This is a genomic window from Vibrio sp. 1402 (genome assembly GCF_033340275.1).
This window is the reverse complement of record NZ_JAWOWE010000002.1, coordinates 217,729-235,912: the sequence shown is the minus strand read 5'-3', so window position 1 is coordinate 235,912 and position 18,184 is coordinate 217,729. Positions and strand designations below refer to the sequence as shown.

Genomic DNA, 18,184 nt, shown 5'->3' with positions numbered 1-18,184 from the left:
ATTTTTCATCGTTATATCAGTAGCACTAAGCCTGTTTCGGTACTGCCACTTTATGGAACAAACGATACAACACTGGCACGACAATCAGTGTCAGGACTGTCGCAAAACCCAAACCAAACATAATCGTAACCGCCATTGGTTTGAAGAAAATATCTGGCAACAGTGGGATCATACCAAGGATCGTCGTGATAGCAGCCATACAAACGGGACGGACGCGACTTACCGCAGCATCAACGACCGCGTCATAAGCCTCTTTACCGGACTTCATTTCAATTTCAATTTGGTCCAGTAATACGATGCCATTTTTGAGCACCATTCCCGATAAGCTTAAGAAACCGAGCAATGCCATAAAACCAAACGGCGTGTTGAGTGCCAACAAACCGGTAGTGACACCAATTAACGCCAGCGGCACGGTAAGCCAAACAATGAGTGGCTCTTTGATAGAGTTAAATAGGAATACAGTGATCAAGAACATGAACAAGTACCCCATTGGCATAGTAGTAAACAGTGACTCTTGAGCATCACCTGAAGATTCGTATTCACCACCCCACTCTAAGGAATAACCTGGTGGTAATTGAATCGCTTCGATTTGGGGCTGTAAACGTTTTTGCAACGTCGATGCGGTTTCTTCACCTAGAATATCAGGGTCTGCCATCACAGTGAGCATACGCTTACGGTTCTTACGCACAATAATAGGGTCCTCCCAACGCATGTCATAACCCATTGTGACTTGTTGAAGTGGGATAAACTCACTCTGTGCTGGACTCCATATTTTCATGCCTTCGATGTTACGAATATCAATGCGCTCATCTTCTGGTAAACGAGCCACGATAGGCATGAGCGTCGTGCCGTCTCGGTATAAGCCTATCGTCATTCCAGAGAATGACATGGACAAGAAATCATCGACGTCCGATTTGGTAATGCCATAGCGACGTGCCTGACTCTCGTTAAACTGAGGTTCAAGAACTTGGGTTCGTTCACGCCAATCATGCCTGATATTTGTTGCCTGAGGGTCGGCGTACATGATGTCCTTGACCTGAGCGGCTATCGTACGAAGGACGGTTGGATCTGAACCAATAATGCGCGCTTCAATTTTTGCACCACCACCAGGGCCTAACTCAATCTGTTTGAGCTTGTAATTGATTTCTGGGTAGTTGGCTTTTAAATACTCTCGAAACTTCGCCATTAATGGTTTTAACGCTTCGTAGTTTTCCATACGAGTGGTTATCTCACCATAAGCCGCATAACTTTTCTCTGGCGCGTACGTTAACATGAAGCGCTGTAAGCCTTTACCCGCGGTCGTCGTGATATGGTCAACATGCTCTTGCTTAGCTAACCAACTTTCTAACTCTTTAAGCGTTGTGTTGGTTGCTCGAATATCAGTTCCTTCTGGCATCCATACATCTAACTGAAAAATCGGCGTTGTCGAAGATGGGAAAAACGCTTGCTTCACAAAGGTGAACCCGTAAACACTTGCCGCTAATCCCGCAATCAGCACCACAACGGTAAACCAAGCACGACGCATACAAAACTGAAGAAACTTTTTATAAATAACGAAAATAACCCCGTTATATGGATCATTTTCTTCCCCTTCACCTTGTTTAACCTTCTGGCCTTTAAAGAAGATGTCAGCAAAGAATGGTGTCAACGAGATAGCGGTAAACCAGCTCAACATTAAAGAGATCAGCAGAACCGTAAATAAAGTGCCACAGTATTCGCCCGTCGAGTCTTCAGACAGTCCAATTGGCGCAAATGCAGTTACCGCAATCACAGTTGCCCCAAGTAATGGCCACTTTGTTTGGGTAACAATGTCGGTCGCTGCTTGGAGTCGAGTTCGCCCTTTTTGAGTACCAATCAAAATCCCCTCAACCACAACGATGGCATTGTCCACCAGCATACCCAATGCGATAACCAAGGCACCTAATGAAATCCGCTGTAAATCTATCGCGAGATACTTCATGAAAATGAACGTACCCAGCACCGTCAGCAGCAAGATTAAACCGATAAGTAGCCCAGAACGTAGCCCCATAAAGAACAGAAGTACGATAATGACGATACCGACAGCTTGAGCCAAGCTCACAACAAAACCGCTAACCGATTTATCCACCTCTTTAGGCTGACTGTAAATTTCCGAGATTTCGATACCAACAGGTTGTTGGTACTTTAGCTCTGCAAGGCGATGATCAAACGCTTTTCCGACTTCAACGACGTTGACGCCTTCAGCAAAAGAAACACCCACGTTTAGTGCGAGGCTGCCGTTAAAATTAATAATATTATTCGGGACTTCTACGTAACCACGTTTTATTTCCGCCACATCTTTCAAGAAGATGAGCCCCTGAGCACCCGACTCAGTAATCAACAAATCGCCTAGCTCATCCACACTCTGGAACTCGCCAGTCGGCTGAATTCTGATGTACTCATCACCAATTCTGATCGCTCCTGCGTCAGAAACTACGTTTTGCGTCGAAAGAAGATTAAACACGGTATCCGGAGCAAGACCTATACTGCTCAATTTTTTCATCGATACTTCGATGAACACTTGCTCTTGCTGTTGCCCAGATACCGAAACTTTACTCACGCCATCAACCAGTTCGAGCTCTCGGCGTAAGTAATCGACGTAATCCAGTAGCTCTTTATAGCTATAACCGTCGCCAGTCACCGCTAACAAAATCCCGTAAACATCACCAAAATCATCGATCACTTGAGGTTCATTCACACCTGGAGGCAACGTCCCTTTAAGGTCGTTCACTTTACGGCGCAACTCATCCCAAATTTGTGGTAGATCATCAGGGCCATAATTGTTCTTCATCGTGACCGTGATTTGAGATAAGCCTCGGCTAGAAATCGAATTTACTTCATCAACATAAGTAAGCTGCTGAATCGCTTTTTCGATTGGGTACGTCACTTCTTCTTCGACTTGTTGCGGTGTCGCACCAGGGTAAGAGGTCACTACCATCGCATCTTTAATAGTAAAAGCAGGGTCCTCAAGACGCCCTAAACCAAAGAATGCGGCGATACCACCAATCAAAAATATCAGTGCAACCATCCAACTGATGACGCGATTTCGGATGAAGTACGCAGCAATACCGGTCACATCATCATCACTTTGAGGCGCTGATTTATTAAGATCGCTCATAGACCGGCCTCCTGCGTAGCCATTTCCTGTATCACTTCCACTTTCATGCCATCCCTTAATCGAGAAACACCGGCAATCACAACTTTGTCTTTGAGCATGAGACCATCAAGGATTTGAATGGACGTTTTAGATGCCTTACCTGCTCGCACCTGTTTGCGCGATACCGTATTGTCATCATTCAGTACCCAAACAAATTTGTTTTCGCGCCCCAGCTCGTCACCGTCCGCATTGAAAATGGCTTCGATAGGGACATTAATTCCTAGGTTTAGATCAAGCCCAACATTCTCGTCTTTAGACGTTACTTCAACAGCCATCCCATCTAGGATGTACTCTTCTTCCGGCATAGGAAGCGACAGTGTGACAGTAAACGTACCTGTTGTTGGGTCGGGTTCGGTTGTAAATTCTTTTACCGTCGCGTTATATTCGTTACCGCTGGGCACGCGCACCAATGCTTTGATCGCGGTGAGTCTTTCTTCCGTTGGCGGTTGGTTCACATAGAGGCGGTCTGGAAGCTGAATCAACACTTCGACTCGCTCCAAGCTGTGAATATTAACGATATGCTGTCCGACTTGAACATTTTCGAATTGGTCGATATTAACTCGCGAAATAATCCCATCCACGGGCGCTTTTAAGGCAGTAAATGATAGACGAAGTTTGGCTAACTGAAGCTCAGCTAAGGCGATTTGTCGTTGTGCTGCAATTTCATCAAACTGAGACTTAGCTAATAGGCCTTTATCAACCAAAGGGCGTGAGCGGCGATACTGACTGTCGACAACAGAAAAACGCGCACTCGCATTATCTACATCCAACTCATAGTCAGTGGGATCTAGCGTTGCAATAACATCACCCTTCGTGACTTTGTCGCCCTCTTTTACCATGATGCGGCTGACTTCTCCTGCCACTCTGAAGCTCAAATGAGAGCGATCCGCTGCATTCGCAACCGCAGGGAAGTACAAGTTGTCGTCCACCTTGTTTCCCGCTAATGACGTAACCCTAACTCGTGGCGTTTCGAGCTCTTTTTCTGGCGCCTTATCCCCACAGCCAACGAGAAAAAGCGTTGAAAGTAAAGTCGCTAGAGAGATGATTCCTTTCATATTACAACCCTCTTTCCTTAATCCACGCTCTTACCTTAATTCCGGGTTCAATTACACTGACACCCGAGATAATGATTTGGTCGCCATCGTTAAGCCCAGCTAACACTTGATTTTTGTCATTCATCTCAATTGCGGCTTTGGACACAATGCCTTGCTCATCGACACGCCAAACGTATGTTTTGCCGTTCTCTTCTAGCAACGCGGAGTTAGGAATCTTTGTCGCTCCTGCACTTTTGGACAGGAGGTAAGCATTGCCAGACATTCCCGGCAAAAGGCCTATTTCTGCTGGCCGCTCCATGACCATCGTGACTTTGTAACTGCCCGTTTTAGGGTCGGCTTCTGTATCGATTTCCTGAAAGGTTAAGTCAAAGGCTCGCTCGGGGAACGCATCAAATATCATTCTGGCAGAGACATCGCTCCCCTGCGTGTAACGATTTAGAAGATAGTCTGGGATTTGGAATATCACTTTGAGGAGTTGGTTGGACTGAATATTCATCACCCCTTCTTTCGCGGCAACATATTCATGGTTTTCTGCTGGAATGTACGAAATGGTGCCATCATATGGCGCGACAAGTTTGGTATACCTTAAGTTTGCCTTTGCTTGATTCCATTGAGCTTTTGCCGAGTTGTGATTCGCTTTTGCCTCATCAAAATCTTGCTCAGATACTACTTGGTCTTTACGTAGCTTTTGGTATCGCTTGTATTGCACATCTGCGAGCAAAAAATTTGCCCGAGCTTGCTGTTCGAGCAGAGAATATTCATCTGGGTTTAACGACGCCAAAACATCACCTTTACTGACGACTTGACCTTCATTCACTTCTATCGTTTGAAGAAGCCCAGGAACTCGAAATGTCAGTACTGCTCTATCGCCAGCTTCCGTCGTGGCAGGAAAATGTCGCTCAAACTGGGCATTGCCAACAGATACTGTAAATAGCTTCGCAGGGCGCGATTCAGGTTCAGGAACAGGAGGAAGTTCTTTACCGCACCCCGACAAGACAGCCGAGATGGCAATAGGAATGAGCAATTTTCTCATTACATTCATCCATAAAAATTGGGGGATTATTTTTAAAGTAGATGAATTTTGAACGAACTTCCAGAGCAGAAAAGATTAATAGTGCTTTAAAATTAGTAATTTGTGATAAAAAAGCAGGCTTTATGCCTGCTTCAGTTAAATCTTCTTTGGATACAAAATACCTAGAGCTTACTGAATTCTCTGTTCACCCTATATGTATCAGACGTAACATACGCTTCCATGTTACGAATTTTGCCATCAAGACGGTCAAAATCCCTTTCCAACACACTGAGCAGTTGATCAGGGCTTTGCCCTTTCTGCCAAGGCTTACTTTTGAGCGTATGCTCTTGCTGCGCTCTGATATTTTCAGAATACGTTACTGGTTGCTTTTCTAACATAAACGCCATCGCGATGTACGCTAACAATACCAAAAACGTACCACCTAACAGCGCTGCAGAAATCACTACAATACGAATCAACCAAACTTCTGCACCAAAGTAGTTGGCAATTCCGGCGCAAACACCGGAGATTTTGCCATTTACTGGATCACGATACAGCTCTCGATTATTCATACTTGCGTCTCCATGTTGGTGACTCAGCATCCAAGATGCGCTCCAATGTATCAACTCGGGACTGCATCGCTTCTGCTTTTTCAGATAGTACCTGAAGGCGCTCTAAGTCCTGGCTCGACAGTGCACTATCTGTTTTGCGTTTGCTGCGATAGTGTAAGAAGAGCCATAGTGGAGCGACAAAGATTAAAAAGACAATCACTGGTCCTGCTATAAAAAATGCCGACATAAATGGCTCCTTTCTTATTTATTTTTCGATGACATCTGTTCTTTCAGTTTTGCCAACTCTTTTTCAATTTCGTCTTGTGCTTGCAACTCTGCAAACTCTTGTTCTAGCGATTTAGCATTACCAGTTTGAGCATACAGGTCTGCTTCCGCTTCCATTTCATCCACTTTACGTGAGTACTGCTCAAATTTCGCCATCGCTTCATTAGTGCGGCTAGTGTGCAGGTGTTTTTGCACATCACGACGGTTAGATGCAGTTTGGTTGCGAATTGCTAGTGCTTGCTGTTTTGCGCGCGTTTCAGCAATTTTGCTTTCCAACTTACCAATCTCGCCAGTAAGCTTATCGATCGTTTCTTCCACTAAGGTTTGCTCAGTGTGGAGGCCTTTAATTACTTGCTCTAGCTTTTGCTTTTCAATTAATGCTGCACGAGCTAGATCTTCGCGCTCTTTAACTAATGCTAAGCTCGCTTTTTGGCCCCATTCGCCAATTTGCTCTTCTAACGTTTCAACCTTACGAGCCAACTCTTTCTTGTCTGCAATCGCTTTAGCCGAGTTAGTACGCACTTCAACAAGTGTGTCTTCCATTTCTTGAATGATAAGACGGATCATTTTTTCAGGATCTTCCGCCTTGTCCAGTAATGCACTGATGTTTGAGTTAACGATATCTGCAAATCGAGAAAAAATACCCATAACGGAACTCCTCTTTTTTCCTATTAAAACTCGACAAGGTGGTGATTAACCTTGTGTCTCCCTGAATATATAACAAGTAACGTGCCAACTTATAATTTTCTTTTAAATCAGAGCGTTATTCATTTTGTTGTCGTTACACACTATTGTGCTATGATGTTTTTCACCAACTGTTGGTGAAATTTACCAACTCTATCTCTAAATCGTGGCTCGGCTGTTAAATAAGAAGGACTTTATGAAGCAAAACCTGATTGGTGAATCACCTGCTTTTCTCGCTGTACTAGATAAAGTATCACAACTTGCACCCATTGAGCGCCCTGTCCTCATCATTGGTGAACGAGGTACGGGTAAAGAACTCATCGCTCAGCGTTTGCATTATTTATCAAGACGTTGGGATAAACCACTACTATCACTCAACTGTGCGACATTAAGCGAAGGGCTAATAGATTCCGAATTGTTTGGACATGAATCCGGCTCCTTCACGGGCTCTAAAGGTAAGCATAAAGGGCGTTTCGAGCGTGCCGAGGGCGGTACTTTGTTTCTTGACGAGCTCGCGACCGCACCACTTTTAGTTCAAGAAAAGCTTTTACGCGTCATCGAATATGGTGAATATGAGCGAGTTGGTGGTCATACCGCTCTCAATGCTGATGTTCGACTTGTTTGTGCAACCAATGCCGACCTACCAAAATTGGCAGAGCAAGGTAATTTTCGTGCAGATCTGCTCGACAGGCTAGCCTTCGATGTCATTATGTTACCGCCTCTTCGCGAGCGCAAAGAAGACATTCTATCTTTAGCAGAGTACTACGCGATGAAAATGTGTCGTGAACTGCAACTGGAATACTTTGTCGGTTTTACCCCAAAAGCGCAGCAGTCGCTTATTGAATATGAATGGCCCGGTAACGTCCGCGAACTAAAAAACGTGATTGAACGTGCGATTTACCAACATGGTCTGAATGCTCACCCAATTGATGAGCTGATTTTCAATCCTTTTGAAACGGTTTGGCACAGCGCGCTTGGCCATAGTGCAAAACAAGCAGAACAACAAGAAGAGGAAGCATCAAGCAACACCATCCAATTCCCTCTAGACTATAAACAATGGCAAGAGGAACAAGATATCCATTTACTCAATCGTGCATTGGAAGAAGCCAAGTTTAATCAACGACAAGCAGCCGAGCTACTTGGCTTGAGCTATCACCAATTACGAGGGATGGTTAGAAAATATGGTTTGGTCGGACAATGCTAACTTGACCGAGAGTACTCAATCAATACACGAGCTCGTGACTGCGCTCTAATTCGCATGCATTTATGGCATAACACCTTACAGTGTATGGATTTTATGTTTGGAGCGAGTTCACAAAGGTGATAAATTAGCGAGATCATTTTCGCTTGTTAGCTTTGAAAGAGTAAGATCAAACGAAACGAGCAAGATCCAATGAACATTTCATATTATGAATGCTTTTATAAGATTATCGCTGAGCCTTATTGGGATTAGCCTACTTACCGCTTGTGGCGATGAAATTGACCACAATGATATTCGCAAAGCTGGCTTTGTGTTTTGCGGACAGGGTAAGCCGACCACGTTTAACCCTCAGCTTATTGATAGCGGTATTACCGCAGAGGCTCTGAGCCCGCAGCTGTACGATACGCTGCTCACGCTCGATCCTAAATCACATCAGCCCGTGGCAAGCATCGCCGAGAGTTGGTCAGTAAATGAATCAGGGACGGAATACACGTTTAAGCTTAAACGTGGTGTTAAATTCCAAACCACGCCTTGGTTCACACCCACTCGCCCATTGAATGCAAAAGATGTGGTATTTAGCTTCAAGCGAATCATCGATGTAGACCATCCTTTTCACCAAGTAGGTGGTGGTTTTTATCCATGGTTTGCAGGGTTAGATTTTCAAAACCTACTCCAAGACGTGGTTGCAATAGATGAGCATACGGTAAGGTTTACGTTATCTCAGCCAAACTTTTCTTTCTTGGCCAATATTGCCACCAGCCATGCGGTTATCTTGTCTGCGGAGTATGGACAGCAATTGGCAGCAAAAGATCATAAAGAAGAAATCGACCAACTTCCTATCGGTACCGGCCCTTATCAATTAAAAGAGTACCAAGTGAACGATTTGATTCGATTAGAGCGTCATTCTAATTACTGGAAGTCACCAGCAAAAATGGAACAAGTGGTGTTCGATATCTCTCACAGAGGCACGGGTACATTAGCTAAACTTTTAAGAAACGAGTGTGACGTACTCTCTTCACCTATTTCGAGCCAAATACCTGTCATTCAAGAAAATGACAACCTTGAGCTGACGGCTACACCAGCTAACAACGTTTCCTTTATTGCGATAAACACAGAAACCACCGCGCTGAGTGATGCTCGAGTTCGCCAAGCTCTTAACTTAGCGATCAACCGTCAAAATATTTTAGATTCGGTTTACTACGGAACTGGCTCCCAAGCTTATACCTTGCTACCACCAAATTCATGGGCTTATCAAAAAGACAGCGTAAAAATTCGTTATGACCGGAATTATGCATTGGCACTACTTCGAGATGCAGGCTACGAAGACGGCCTAGAATTGACCATGTGGGTACCACTTGAACCACGTGCTTTTAACCCAAGCCCTCGTAAGACTGCGGAGTTAATCCAAGCGAATTTTGCCGATATTGGGGTTAAATTAACGCTACTGACCGATGATAGGTTTGAACGTGTGGATTTGGAGAACATCAACGATATCGATTTACTTTTAACTGGTTGGATTGGTGATACCGGGGATCCTGACAACTTTTTCCGCCCTTTATTATCTTGCGAGTCTGACCGCGTTGGCCTTAACGTGTCCATGTGGTGTAACGATGACTTCGATTTCTTGCTCGATTTGGCGTTAGAAACTCAAGAACCGCGTTACCGTTTGAACCTATATCGCCAAGCACAGAACATTTTGAATCAAGAGTTCCCGGTTATTCCTCTGGCGCATGGCGTGCAGTTCCGTGTGCACGACAAATCGCTGACAGGCTTCAAATCAAGCCCTTTCAATGCCCAACCGTTTGATAGAGTTGAGAGAATTCACTGATGTTTTGGTATACCGTTCGACGCTTTAACCTATTTATCATCACTTTGATGATCCTTACATTAGTGGGTTTTTCTCTGCTTCGCCTTGACCCTCTCTCGCACTGGGCAAACGTTGATTTTTGGTCTGGTTGGCAAACTTACTTAATCAACCTTTCTCAGCTTGATTTTGGCATAAGTAAAAACGGCAACGCGATTTATGACGAGCTCGCCGTCGTATTCCCTGCCACTTTGGAACTGTGCTTTTTTGCCTTTTTGGTGTCCCTTTTGATCGGTATTCCACTTGGAACCGTGGCTGGGATGAAGCAAGGTAAATGGCTCGACACCAGCATTTCATTCATGTCGATGTCTGGTTATTCCGCCCCAATTTTTTGGGTAGCTCTGCTACTTATCATGGTCTTTTCATTGGAATACCAACTCTTTCCCGTTGCGGGACGGTATGATTTACTTTACGAAATTGATCATGTAACCGGGTTTGCCATTATCGACGCATTCATGGCGAAAGGCGAATACCGCGCTCACGCACTGCAAAGCGTTATTGAGCATATGGTACTGCCATGTTTGGTGCTCGCTTTGGCTCCAACCACCCAGGTTGTCGGACTAATGCGCTCCTCGGTAGCGGAAGTGATGAGCCAAAACTACATCCGTGCAGCGAGAATCAAAGGTCTTTCGAACCGCGAAATCGTAACTCAACATGTATTGCGGAATGCGATACCGCCTATCATTCCCAAAGTTGGTGTTCAACTTTCGAGTATGATTACCTTAGCTATCATCACGGAGTCTATTTTTAACTGGCCAGGTATTGGTCGTTGGCTTTTAGATGCGCTAGCAAGCCAAGACTATGCATCTATCCAAGCTGGCGTGATGGTACTTGCGACTTTGGTTCTTACCGCTAACATACTCTCGGATTTGATTGGCGCGATGATTAACCCTTTAGTTCGAAAGGAATGGTATGCTAACAAATAACGTTTATCAGGAAGAGCGCATTCCAACACAGTTTGAGCGTTTTTGGCGAAGCTACCGCGCCAACGGACTAGCCATGTTTGGCTTGTGGTGCTTGGTGTTTATCGTCCTTATTACCATTTTTGCTCCCCTACTTGCACCATTTGACGCCCAAGCACAGTCTGGTGAATTGCTTGTGCCGCCGTCATGGGCCCCAGCAGGAACGGTTGATTACTTTTTGGGGACCGATGACTTAGGTAGAGATATTCTTTCGCGCCTGATTATGGGCTCTCAGCTAACATTTGGCGCTGCTGTCGCCATCACCGCAATTGCTGCCGTTGTAGGCTGTTTAATTGGCGTATTGGCAGGTATGACGAAAGGCTTACTGTCGAGTACTCTCAACCACTTGCTCGATACCGTCATGTCGATCCCGTCGCTCTTATTAGCAATCATTTTTGTGGCATTTCTCGGCTTTGGTGGGTTCAATATTTTACTCGCAATCTGCTTGGCTTTGATTCCGCGTTTTATTCGCTCTGTTTATATCGCAGTCCACACCGAAGTTGAAAAAGACTACATAATGGCGGCACGCCTTGATGGCGCTAATGATTTCTACTTACTGTGGAGTTCAATTCTTCCTAACATTCTGACGGTCATTGCCGCTGAAATAACACTCGCGCTGTCTGCTGCGATTTTAGATATTACGGCACTGGGTTTTCTTGGCCTAGGTGCACAGGCCCCAAGCACCGAGTGGGGAGCAATATTAGGTGACTCTGTCGAGCTTATTTATATTGCACCTTGGACAGTGACCCTACCCGGCCTGACCATCATGTTTACTGTTATTACCCTAAACTTAGTAGGTGAAGGTGTACGTCAAGCGCTTAATGCGGGGATCGAATAATGCCGTTGTTAGATATTCGACATTTGACCATTGAGATCGAAACACCTCAAGGGTTAGTCAAAGCCGTTGACCGAATGAGCCTAACTTTGAACGAAGGCGAAATTCGTGGTCTTGTAGGTGAGTCTGGTTCAGGGAAAAGCTTAGTTGCAAAAGCGATTGTCGGGGTAAGTAAAGATAACTGGCGCATCACCGCAGACCGTATGCGCCTTGGCAATATTGACTTGCTTCAGCTTACGCCAAAAGAGCGTCGGCGCGTCATTGCTCGTGATATTGCGATGATTTTCCAAGAGCCTTCAACTTGTCTTGACCCTTCAGAGGAAGTCGGGCGTCAATTGATTGAATCCATTCCATCTCGCGCATTTGAAGGGAAATGGTGGGAGCGATTTAAATGGCGTAAAAAACAAGCCATCGCGCTTTTGCATAAAGTGGGTATTAAAGATCACAAGCGTTTAATGGGTAGCTACCCTTATGAACTGACTGATGGTGAGTGTCAAAAGGTCATGATTGCCATGGCGATTGCGACCAAACCTAAATTGCTGATAGCAGATGAGCCAACCAACGACTTAGACCCGATTACCCAATCGCAAATTTTGCGTCTGTTGAGCCGCATGAACCAACTTAATAACACAACCATTCTGCTTATCGGCCACGACTTAGCGACCATAACACAGTGGGCAGGGCGTATTACGGTAATGTATTGTGGTCAGTCGGTGGAGTCTGCCGATACCAGTAAAATCATTGCGGCACCCAAGCACCCGTACACCGATGCCTTGCTTAAAGCGATGCCTGACTTTAATGATTGGGTACCACACAAGCAAAAACTCCAATCCCTACCGGGCTCGATTCCGCCATTGCAGCATCTACCTATCGGTTGTCGCCTCGGACCACGTTGCCCATATGCGCAGAAACAATGTGTAGAAATTCCACACACCAGACGAATTAAGAATCATAAATTTAACTGCCACTTTCCATTGAACACGGAGAAAAAGTCATGAGTGCGTTACTTGAAGTCGATAATTTATCGAAGCAATTTGTTACGCGCTCCCGTCTGTTCAAACGTCAGGTTAATGAGGCAGTTAAACCGGTAAGCTTTACTTTAGAGCCAGGACAAACTATTGGTTTTATTGGTCAAAACGGGTCAGGAAAATCCACACTAGCTCGTATGCTTGCTGGCGTTGTTGAACCAAGCTCCGGAGAGATCCGTGTGAATGGCGAACGATTGGAGCACAAAGATTACGCGACACGCTGCAAGCTCATCCGCATGATTTTCCAAGATCCAAACACATCGTTAAACCCACGAATCCAGATTGGTCGTATTTTAGAAGGTCCGCTAAAGCGAAATACCAACATGCCGCCAGATGCGCGCATGCAGCGTGTAAAGAACACCCTACTCCGCGTAGGATTGCTGCCTGAGCACGCCTATTTTTATCCACAAATGCTAGCTGCCGGTCAAAAACAGCGCGTGTGTTTGGCTCGTGCACTTATTCTTCAACCTTCCATCATTGTCGCTGATGAGGCGTTAAACGGTTTGGATATGGCAATGCGCTCGCAGATCATTAACTTATTCCTCGAGTTGCAAGAAGAGATGGGATTGTCATTTGTGTACGTGTCTCAGCATATTGGCATTGTTAAGCATATTACTGATAAAGTGATGGTGATGCATGAAGGTGAAGTGGTCGAGTTTGGCGAGACCAACCAAGTACTGACTCATCCCGAGAATCCTATTACTCAACGACTAGTCGAAAGCCACTTTTATAAAGCGCCAAGCCATCAAACAAAATAGCTTATCAAAGATGTAATCGTGCAAATGTAAAGAAGCCTGCTTTAACGCAGGCTTCTTTATTGCATGGGTACTAATCAAAGAACTAACGGCGGCTCGCTTGTTTGCGCAGTTCAAAATCAAACTCGTCAGGAAACAATACGACCCCTTCTTCATTTTGATTTGGGAATACAACAATCGATAGCTCGTCATCCTCTAGACCAGAGGTCCAACGGCTGTGCCACTTGTTTAAAGAGATCGCCTCAGGCTCGCAATCTTCCCAATCACCATTCGCCCATTGCAAAGCGAACTCTTCGTTTGGCCATACTGGTACACAATCATCATCTTCTGTATTTAACATGACACAGCCATGTTCGTCTTTCAGAATCCAAACCTTACGATTCGCCACAATCTCTTTTACGCAGTACTTTAAACGTTGCTCTTCGTTGTAGCGATTAATGGTATCCATCTGCTCTTGGGTCAGTTGCTCAGACATATTCGTCTCCTATTTCCCATAGAAAAATGCCCGCAGCTAGGCGGGCATTTAAAGTATATGCTAGAAAATTAAGCTAGCTCAGTTTGAAGCCAAGGCCAACCTTGCTTCTTACGGCTTAGCGTGTTTTCCATCATTAGCATGCCGTCTTTTTCGTGCTTAACAAGCTTCTCAGCCCACTCACCTTTGTATAGAAGACGAGTTTGAGCAGTCGTGATGTCTGTTAGCATTACAGCAGCGAACGCTAGGTTATCTTTCTCACAACGAGATTCTAGGTCTGCTTCTAGTGCTTCGATCATACCGTCAACTTGCTCAAGAGTTGCAAGTTCAACCTGACCAACCACTACGTCACGACCGTTGAATGGGTAACCTTTAAGGTCTTTCTCAACAAGCTCAGCCGCTGATAGACCTTCGATGTTTGTTTTAGCAATTAGAAGATCTTTAGTGAACGCGTCAACATCTTGTACGTCTGCGATTGCCGCTAATTCAGCAACGGCATCTTTGTCTTTTTGTGTACAAGTTGGAGAAGCAAAACCTACTGTGTCAGATAGAATTGCTGACATCATTAGCTTAGCAATTTGTGGAGTAATCGCGTGACCTTCAATCTTGAACATGTTGAATAGAACAGTGTTGGTACAACCAACAGGCCAGATCCATGCTTCCATTGGGTTTACTGTCATCACGTCACCTAGACGGTGGTGGTCAACAATACCCGCAATTTCAGCTTCTGCGATATCGTCTGGTGCTTGTGCTAGATCTGAGTAATCTACTAGCCAAACGGTCTCACCCGCAACTGATGTGCGAAGCTCAGGAACTTCAGCGCCAGCAACTTCTAGGATGTGCTGAGTTTCACGGTTGATTTCGCCTTGGCGAATTGGCATAGCTTCAACGCCACGCGCTTTTAGAAGTTCAGTTGCAACGAGTGCACTACAAATACTGTCACTGTCTGGGTTCTTATGACCTACAACTAGAATCATGTTTCTTCCTATTCAAGTCAATTTTATACGCCGCCTAATACAGTTAATTAGGGCGTGTTTGCTCACAAAGGCCGATACTTTACCTGATTTCAGAGAGTTTGACACGAAGAAAAGTTCACAATGCTATTGCGAATAAATCTCATTTACATATAATGATAATTATTCCTATTTGCATTTGAGTAAACGATGAACGCGACCCAATTATTACACTCTGCACAACAGTTGTTTCAGCCTACTCAGTTTCGTTTAGCTTATAAGCGATTGCTGATCCCTATCGTCATGCTCATTTTGCTAGGCAATGAAAATACACGTGACGTAGCCGTACAGACGCTATCCGACTCATTCTGGGCGGTGTCATGCTATGTTGCTGCCACATTGGCTATTTATCATTATCTTTCAAACTTTATGTCGAAAACCAATCGAATTACCGAGCTATATCATCGCTCGCGTAATCATCAGGTTTTCTTTGCTTCTTTGTTGGGTGCTTTGCCTGGCTGTGGTGGCGCTATTGTTGTGACAACGCAATTTATTAGTGGCCGAGTAGGATTTGGTGCGATTGTCGCGGTACTTACTTCAACAATGGGTGACGCTGCCTTTTTACTTCTGGCCGCCAAACCAAGTGTTGGATTAGGCGTGGTTGGATTAGGCATTATCGTGGGTACTCTTTCAGGGTTAGTCGTTAATGCTTTTCATGCTGATAACTTTCTGCGACCAGAACCAAAAGAAGCACCTCAGACACATGCTTGTTGCCAACACCAGACAGACCGACACACACACCTTGAACAACGTGCAATCAATCTACAAGGCGCATTTTGGAAATGGCTTATTGTGCCTGCTAGTGTCGTTGCTGTGTTAATGTCTTTCCAAATCGATATTAATCAGCTGTTGTCTTTGCAGGCCAATACCATTGAATGGCTGGGCGCTATCTTCGCGGTGATCACAATGTCGTTGTGGGCTATGACAAAAGAGCTCGGCGATTATCAGTCAACGGTCTCTGAAGATGAAAAAATCGTGGACTCACACCCGATTCAAAAAGCAGCACAAGATACGAATTTCGTCAGTGCTTGGGTGATCGTCGCTTTTCTGGCGTTTGAACTGACGACCTATTTTTCTGGACTCGACCTTGTAGAAACCTTTTCTCATTGGGGAATTTGGATGCCATTAGCTGGCCTAGCCATTGGTATGTTGCCTGGTTGTGGACCGCAAATTTTAGTCACTAGCCTATACATTTCTGGTGCAGCGCCACTTTCTGCGCAACTGGCCAATGCGATTTCTAACGATGGTGACGCCCTATTCCCCGCTATTGCAATGGCACCGAAAGCTGCTTTGGTCGCGACTATTTACTCGTCCATTCCTGCGTTTATTGTTGGATACGGGTATTACTTTTTATTCGAGTTCTAACGCTCAGAGCATCAAACGAGAAAGGAGCCGCAATAGGCTCCTTTCTTGATCTTGGTATTAGGCGATTTACTTCACGTTATGCTGTAACGATCGCTTTCGCATTGAGCCCTTTATCCACGCTCACCATTAACAACTGGCAAGGTTCTTGGTTTAGCTTTTCCCCTGTCCAGTAATCATACCAGTCCACCGGTTGATCAGACGTCAGCGTAAATTCCATCGCTCCGTAACTCGCATAATTAAACAAACAATGGAGGTCATTCTTCGTCGTTAGTTTTAAAAACGCGTGATTTAAACTCAAAGCGGTAAACTTTGCAGATTGCTGGTTACGTTGTTGACGTAACATGAGCTTAGACAGTGTCTTCTTAGCAAACGGCGTAATCTCAGGGAGCGGGTCACCAGACAGCAGCAAACCACCACTCGCTAATAACACCGTGCGATGAAATTCATACTCTTCTCTGGATGCAGATTGATTAGCTAATGAAGTGAACGTGGCGCAATCCGGGTCAATTTGCCACAATTTTCGGTGCTGCCAACTACGGTAAAAGGTTTCTTTGGCTATCTGTTCGAATCGACGACTATGACGCTCTACATCGTCAGAAACACGCATTGCATCCACAAGCCCCAGAGATGGCCACATTGGCGCGTTGCAACCTAAAAGCCACGCATCACCAGCGCCTTTGGCAATCGCTTCCATTCCTAAGCGATACGCCTCAACGCCTGTAATACCAGATTGTTTACGAACACCTTTTAAGGTGCCCCAGTAGTTTGCGTCTAATTTGAATAGCTCAACGCCCCACTCTTGACGCATAACAGAGACCACATGCGTCAGATGGTCTTGCACTTCTGGGTTTGAGGTATCGAGTATGTACCAGGGCGTGCATCGCCAACCACCGTATGTGACATCTTCTGCTTTAAGTAAGCCACCATCCTTGTGGAGAACAAACCAATCTGGATGCTGTTTGAAGATCTCCGACTCAGGCTGTGCAATGAAAGGCGCCATCCAAATTGCCGGCTTTTTTCCTTTTGCACGGATATTATGAATGAGCTCTTTTACGCCACCAGAAAACTTATCTGATGGGGTTAACCAATCGCCCATAAAGGCTTGATAGCCATCATCCAGAAGTAGCCACTCTAGGTCTTCGAGCTTATCTTGCATGCAATCCACGTTCTGCATGATGTTTTGCTCTGTCACGTCCGCGTAGTACGCGTACCACGAACACCAACCAACAGGCGCATCTTGTGTCACACCTTGGCGAACAGGATGATGCTTTGCAATCATCTCGCCATAGGTTTGATAAAGCTCGGACAGCGATTGACCACAGAGTACCGCCACGGATTCAAGTTGATTACTTTCCCAATCCGCCACTTGAGTCAACTCACCATCAATTGCGGCTGATAAAACCCAATGCCCATCACGCAGCACAACATCAAAATAGCCTGCAAAGCGATGACATGATGTGAAGCCAAATAATGTGTAGCCCGCTGAACCTTCCACCACTAAATAGTTGTAATAACGCTTAGGGGCATCTTTAGGGTAGATTCGATAAGAAGGATTATTGTCTGGGCAGCGACCAATATCAACGGGGTGATTGATCGTTCCCGCCGTTTGCGCCAACATTTGAAAACCATCCCCAATTACGTTGGCCTCGTGCTCGTACAAAAACGGCATTTCGAATAACACTTCACGGTCCGTAAAGGTTTTATTGTGAAGACCAGCAAAAGAAAAATGTAATTGATTACCCTCGACTTCAACTTGGAAGTCATTGTTATTCACAGTGATCTCAGTGTGATTTGCTAATTGAATGCTCTGAGCCATAAAGAGTCTACTCACTTAATTATTATTGTTTAGCTTGGCGCATTATCTCCTGCTTGTCTCACCCAATTCGTTACCATCATCACGAATACCAGTCTCGTTTAACGTTATGAA

16 protein-coding genes are annotated in these 18,184 nt (G+C 45.1%); 7 read left to right on the top strand and 9 right to left on the bottom strand.

Annotation, left to right across the window (positions count from 1 at the left end; all coding sequences use genetic code 11):
* Window positions 1–25: 25 nt before the first annotated feature.
* The 6 genes from vmeI to pspA all read right to left on the bottom strand — a co-directional run bounded on the left by vmeI (window position 26) and on the right by pspA (window position 6,726).
* The gene (gene vmeI / locus R7044_RS04540) at window positions 26–3,136 is read right to left on the bottom strand and encodes an efflux RND transporter permease subunit VmeI (RefSeq protein ID WP_054576415.1); all 3,111 of its coding nucleotides are present in this window, start codon (window positions 3,134–3,136) and stop codon (window positions 26–28) included.
* A complete protein-coding gene (locus R7044_RS04535; RefSeq protein WP_005378112.1) occupies window positions 3,133–4,230 on the bottom strand; it encodes an efflux RND transporter periplasmic adaptor subunit in 1,098 nt (365 codons plus the stop codon). Before R7044_RS04535 ends, vmeI begins: the two co-directional genes overlap by 4 nt.
* Before the next feature lies 1 nt (window position 4,231).
* Window positions 4,232–5,263: an efflux RND transporter periplasmic adaptor subunit gene (locus tag R7044_RS04530; protein ID WP_005378114.1), complete on the bottom strand. Its 1,032-nt coding sequence runs from the start codon at window positions 5,261–5,263 to the stop codon at window positions 4,232–4,234.
* Window positions 5,264–5,424: 161 nt separating this feature from the next.
* The gene (gene pspC, locus R7044_RS04525; protein WP_025766867.1) at window positions 5,425–5,814 is read right to left on the bottom strand and encodes an envelope stress response membrane protein PspC; all 390 of its coding nucleotides are present in this window, start codon (window positions 5,812–5,814) and stop codon (window positions 5,425–5,427) included.
* Window positions 5,807–6,040, bottom strand: coding sequence for an envelope stress response membrane protein PspB (gene pspB, locus R7044_RS04520; protein ID WP_005378117.1), 234 nt, complete (start codon window positions 6,038–6,040; stop codon window positions 5,807–5,809). The genes pspC and pspB overlap by 8 nt, the downstream gene beginning before the upstream one ends.
* Window positions 6,041–6,054: 14 nt before the next feature.
* A complete protein-coding gene (gene pspA, locus R7044_RS04515) occupies window positions 6,055–6,726 on the bottom strand; it encodes a phage shock protein PspA (protein WP_170890559.1) in 672 nt (223 codons plus the stop codon).
* A 232-nt stretch (window positions 6,727–6,958) separates the two neighbouring features.
* On the opposite strand from pspA, the gene pspF reads away from it, so the two are divergent.
* From pspF to R7044_RS04485, 6 genes are all read left to right on the top strand, one after another.
* A complete protein-coding gene (pspF, locus tag R7044_RS04510) occupies window positions 6,959–7,966 on the top strand; it encodes a phage shock protein operon transcriptional activator (protein WP_225455373.1) in 1,008 nt (335 codons plus the stop codon).
* Window positions 7,967–8,171: 205 nt separating this feature from the next.
* Entirely contained in the window at window positions 8,172–9,791 is a 1,620-nt protein-coding gene (sapA, locus tag R7044_RS04505; protein WP_017820870.1) for an ABC transporter substrate-binding protein SapA, read from the top strand.
* On the top strand, window positions 9,791–10,753 hold the full coding sequence (locus R7044_RS04500) for an ABC transporter permease (RefSeq protein ID WP_005378122.1): 963 nt from the start codon (window positions 9,791–9,793) through the stop codon (window positions 10,751–10,753). The genes sapA and R7044_RS04500 overlap by 1 nt, the downstream gene beginning before the upstream one ends.
* The gene (locus tag R7044_RS04495; RefSeq protein ID WP_005378123.1) at window positions 10,740–11,627 is read left to right on the top strand and encodes an ABC transporter permease subunit; all 888 of its coding nucleotides are present in this window, start codon (window positions 10,740–10,742) and stop codon (window positions 11,625–11,627) included. Before R7044_RS04500 ends, R7044_RS04495 begins: the two co-directional genes overlap by 14 nt.
* Entirely contained in the window at window positions 11,627–12,622 is a 996-nt protein-coding gene (locus tag R7044_RS04490; RefSeq protein WP_005378126.1) for an oligopeptide/dipeptide ABC transporter ATP-binding protein, read from the top strand. The genes R7044_RS04495 and R7044_RS04490 overlap by 1 nt, the downstream gene beginning before the upstream one ends.
* The gene (locus R7044_RS04485; protein WP_225455372.1) at window positions 12,619–13,410 is read left to right on the top strand and encodes an ATP-binding cassette domain-containing protein; all 792 of its coding nucleotides are present in this window, start codon (window positions 12,619–12,621) and stop codon (window positions 13,408–13,410) included. The genes R7044_RS04490 and R7044_RS04485 overlap by 4 nt, the downstream gene beginning before the upstream one ends.
* An 82-nt stretch (window positions 13,411–13,492) precedes the next feature.
* On the opposite strand, the gene R7044_RS04480 is transcribed toward R7044_RS04485, so the two are convergent.
* Window positions 13,493–13,882, bottom strand: coding sequence for a DUF2750 domain-containing protein (locus tag R7044_RS04480; protein ID WP_005378129.1), 390 nt, complete (start codon window positions 13,880–13,882; stop codon window positions 13,493–13,495).
* Window positions 13,883–13,950: 68 nt separating this feature from the next.
* Window positions 13,951–14,856, bottom strand: a complete 906-nt coding sequence (locus tag R7044_RS04475; RefSeq protein WP_017634678.1) for a manganese-dependent inorganic pyrophosphatase — start codon at window positions 14,854–14,856, stop codon at window positions 13,951–13,953.
* Between the two features lie 186 nt (window positions 14,857–15,042).
* Here R7044_RS04475 and R7044_RS04470 point away from each other — a divergent pair, with 186 nt between their 5' ends.
* Window positions 15,043–16,257 (top strand): putative manganese transporter, encoded by a 1,215-nt coding sequence (locus tag R7044_RS04470; protein WP_225455371.1) that lies wholly within the window; start codon window positions 15,043–15,045, stop codon window positions 16,255–16,257.
* 76 nt (window positions 16,258–16,333) lie between these two features.
* Here R7044_RS04470 and R7044_RS04465 read toward each other — a convergent pair whose 3' ends face one another.
* Window positions 16,334–18,073: a glycoside hydrolase family 36 protein gene (locus R7044_RS04465; protein WP_205390804.1), complete on the bottom strand. Its 1,740-nt coding sequence runs from the start codon at window positions 18,071–18,073 to the stop codon at window positions 16,334–16,336.
* Window positions 18,074–18,184: the final 111 nt, after the last annotated feature.

Bases quoted from the DNA above. Each gene is read 5' to 3' on its own strand.
- vmeI (WP_054576415.1), bottom strand. From the start codon at position 3,136: ATGAGCGATCTTAATAAATCAGCGCCTCAAAGTGATGATGATGTGACC.
- R7044_RS04535 (WP_005378112.1), bottom strand. From the start codon at position 4,230: ATGAAAGGAATCATCTCTCTAGCGACTTTACTTTCAACGCTTTTTCTC.
- R7044_RS04530 (WP_005378114.1), bottom strand. From the start codon at position 5,263: ATGAGAAAATTGCTCATTCCTATTGCCATCTCGGCTGTCTTGTCGGGG.
- pspC (WP_025766867.1), bottom strand. From the start codon at position 5,814: ATGAATAATCGAGAGCTGTATCGTGATCCAGTAAATGGCAAAATCTCC.
- pspB (WP_005378117.1), bottom strand. From the start codon at position 6,040: ATGTCGGCATTTTTTATAGCAGGACCAGTGATTGTCTTTTTAATCTTT.
- pspA (WP_170890559.1), bottom strand. From the start codon at position 6,726: ATGGGTATTTTTTCTCGATTTGCAGATATCGTTAACTCAAACATCAGT.
- pspF (WP_225455373.1), top strand. From the start codon at position 6,959: ATGAAGCAAAACCTGATTGGTGAATCACCTGCTTTTCTCGCTGTACTA.
- sapA (WP_017820870.1), top strand. From the start codon at position 8,172: ATGAATGCTTTTATAAGATTATCGCTGAGCCTTATTGGGATTAGCCTA.
- R7044_RS04500 (WP_005378122.1), top strand. From the start codon at position 9,791: ATGTTTTGGTATACCGTTCGACGCTTTAACCTATTTATCATCACTTTG.
- R7044_RS04495 (WP_005378123.1), top strand. From the start codon at position 10,740: ATGCTAACAAATAACGTTTATCAGGAAGAGCGCATTCCAACACAGTTT.
- R7044_RS04490 (WP_005378126.1), top strand. From the start codon at position 11,627: ATGCCGTTGTTAGATATTCGACATTTGACCATTGAGATCGAAACACCT.
- R7044_RS04485 (WP_225455372.1), top strand. From the start codon at position 12,619: ATGAGTGCGTTACTTGAAGTCGATAATTTATCGAAGCAATTTGTTACG.
- R7044_RS04480 (WP_005378129.1), bottom strand. From the start codon at position 13,882: ATGTCTGAGCAACTGACCCAAGAGCAGATGGATACCATTAATCGCTAC.
- R7044_RS04475 (WP_017634678.1), bottom strand. From the start codon at position 14,856: ATGATTCTAGTTGTAGGTCATAAGAACCCAGACAGTGACAGTATTTGT.
- R7044_RS04470 (WP_225455371.1), top strand. From the start codon at position 15,043: ATGAACGCGACCCAATTATTACACTCTGCACAACAGTTGTTTCAGCCT.
- R7044_RS04465 (WP_205390804.1), bottom strand. From the start codon at position 18,073: ATGGCTCAGAGCATTCAATTAGCAAATCACACTGAGATCACTGTGAAT.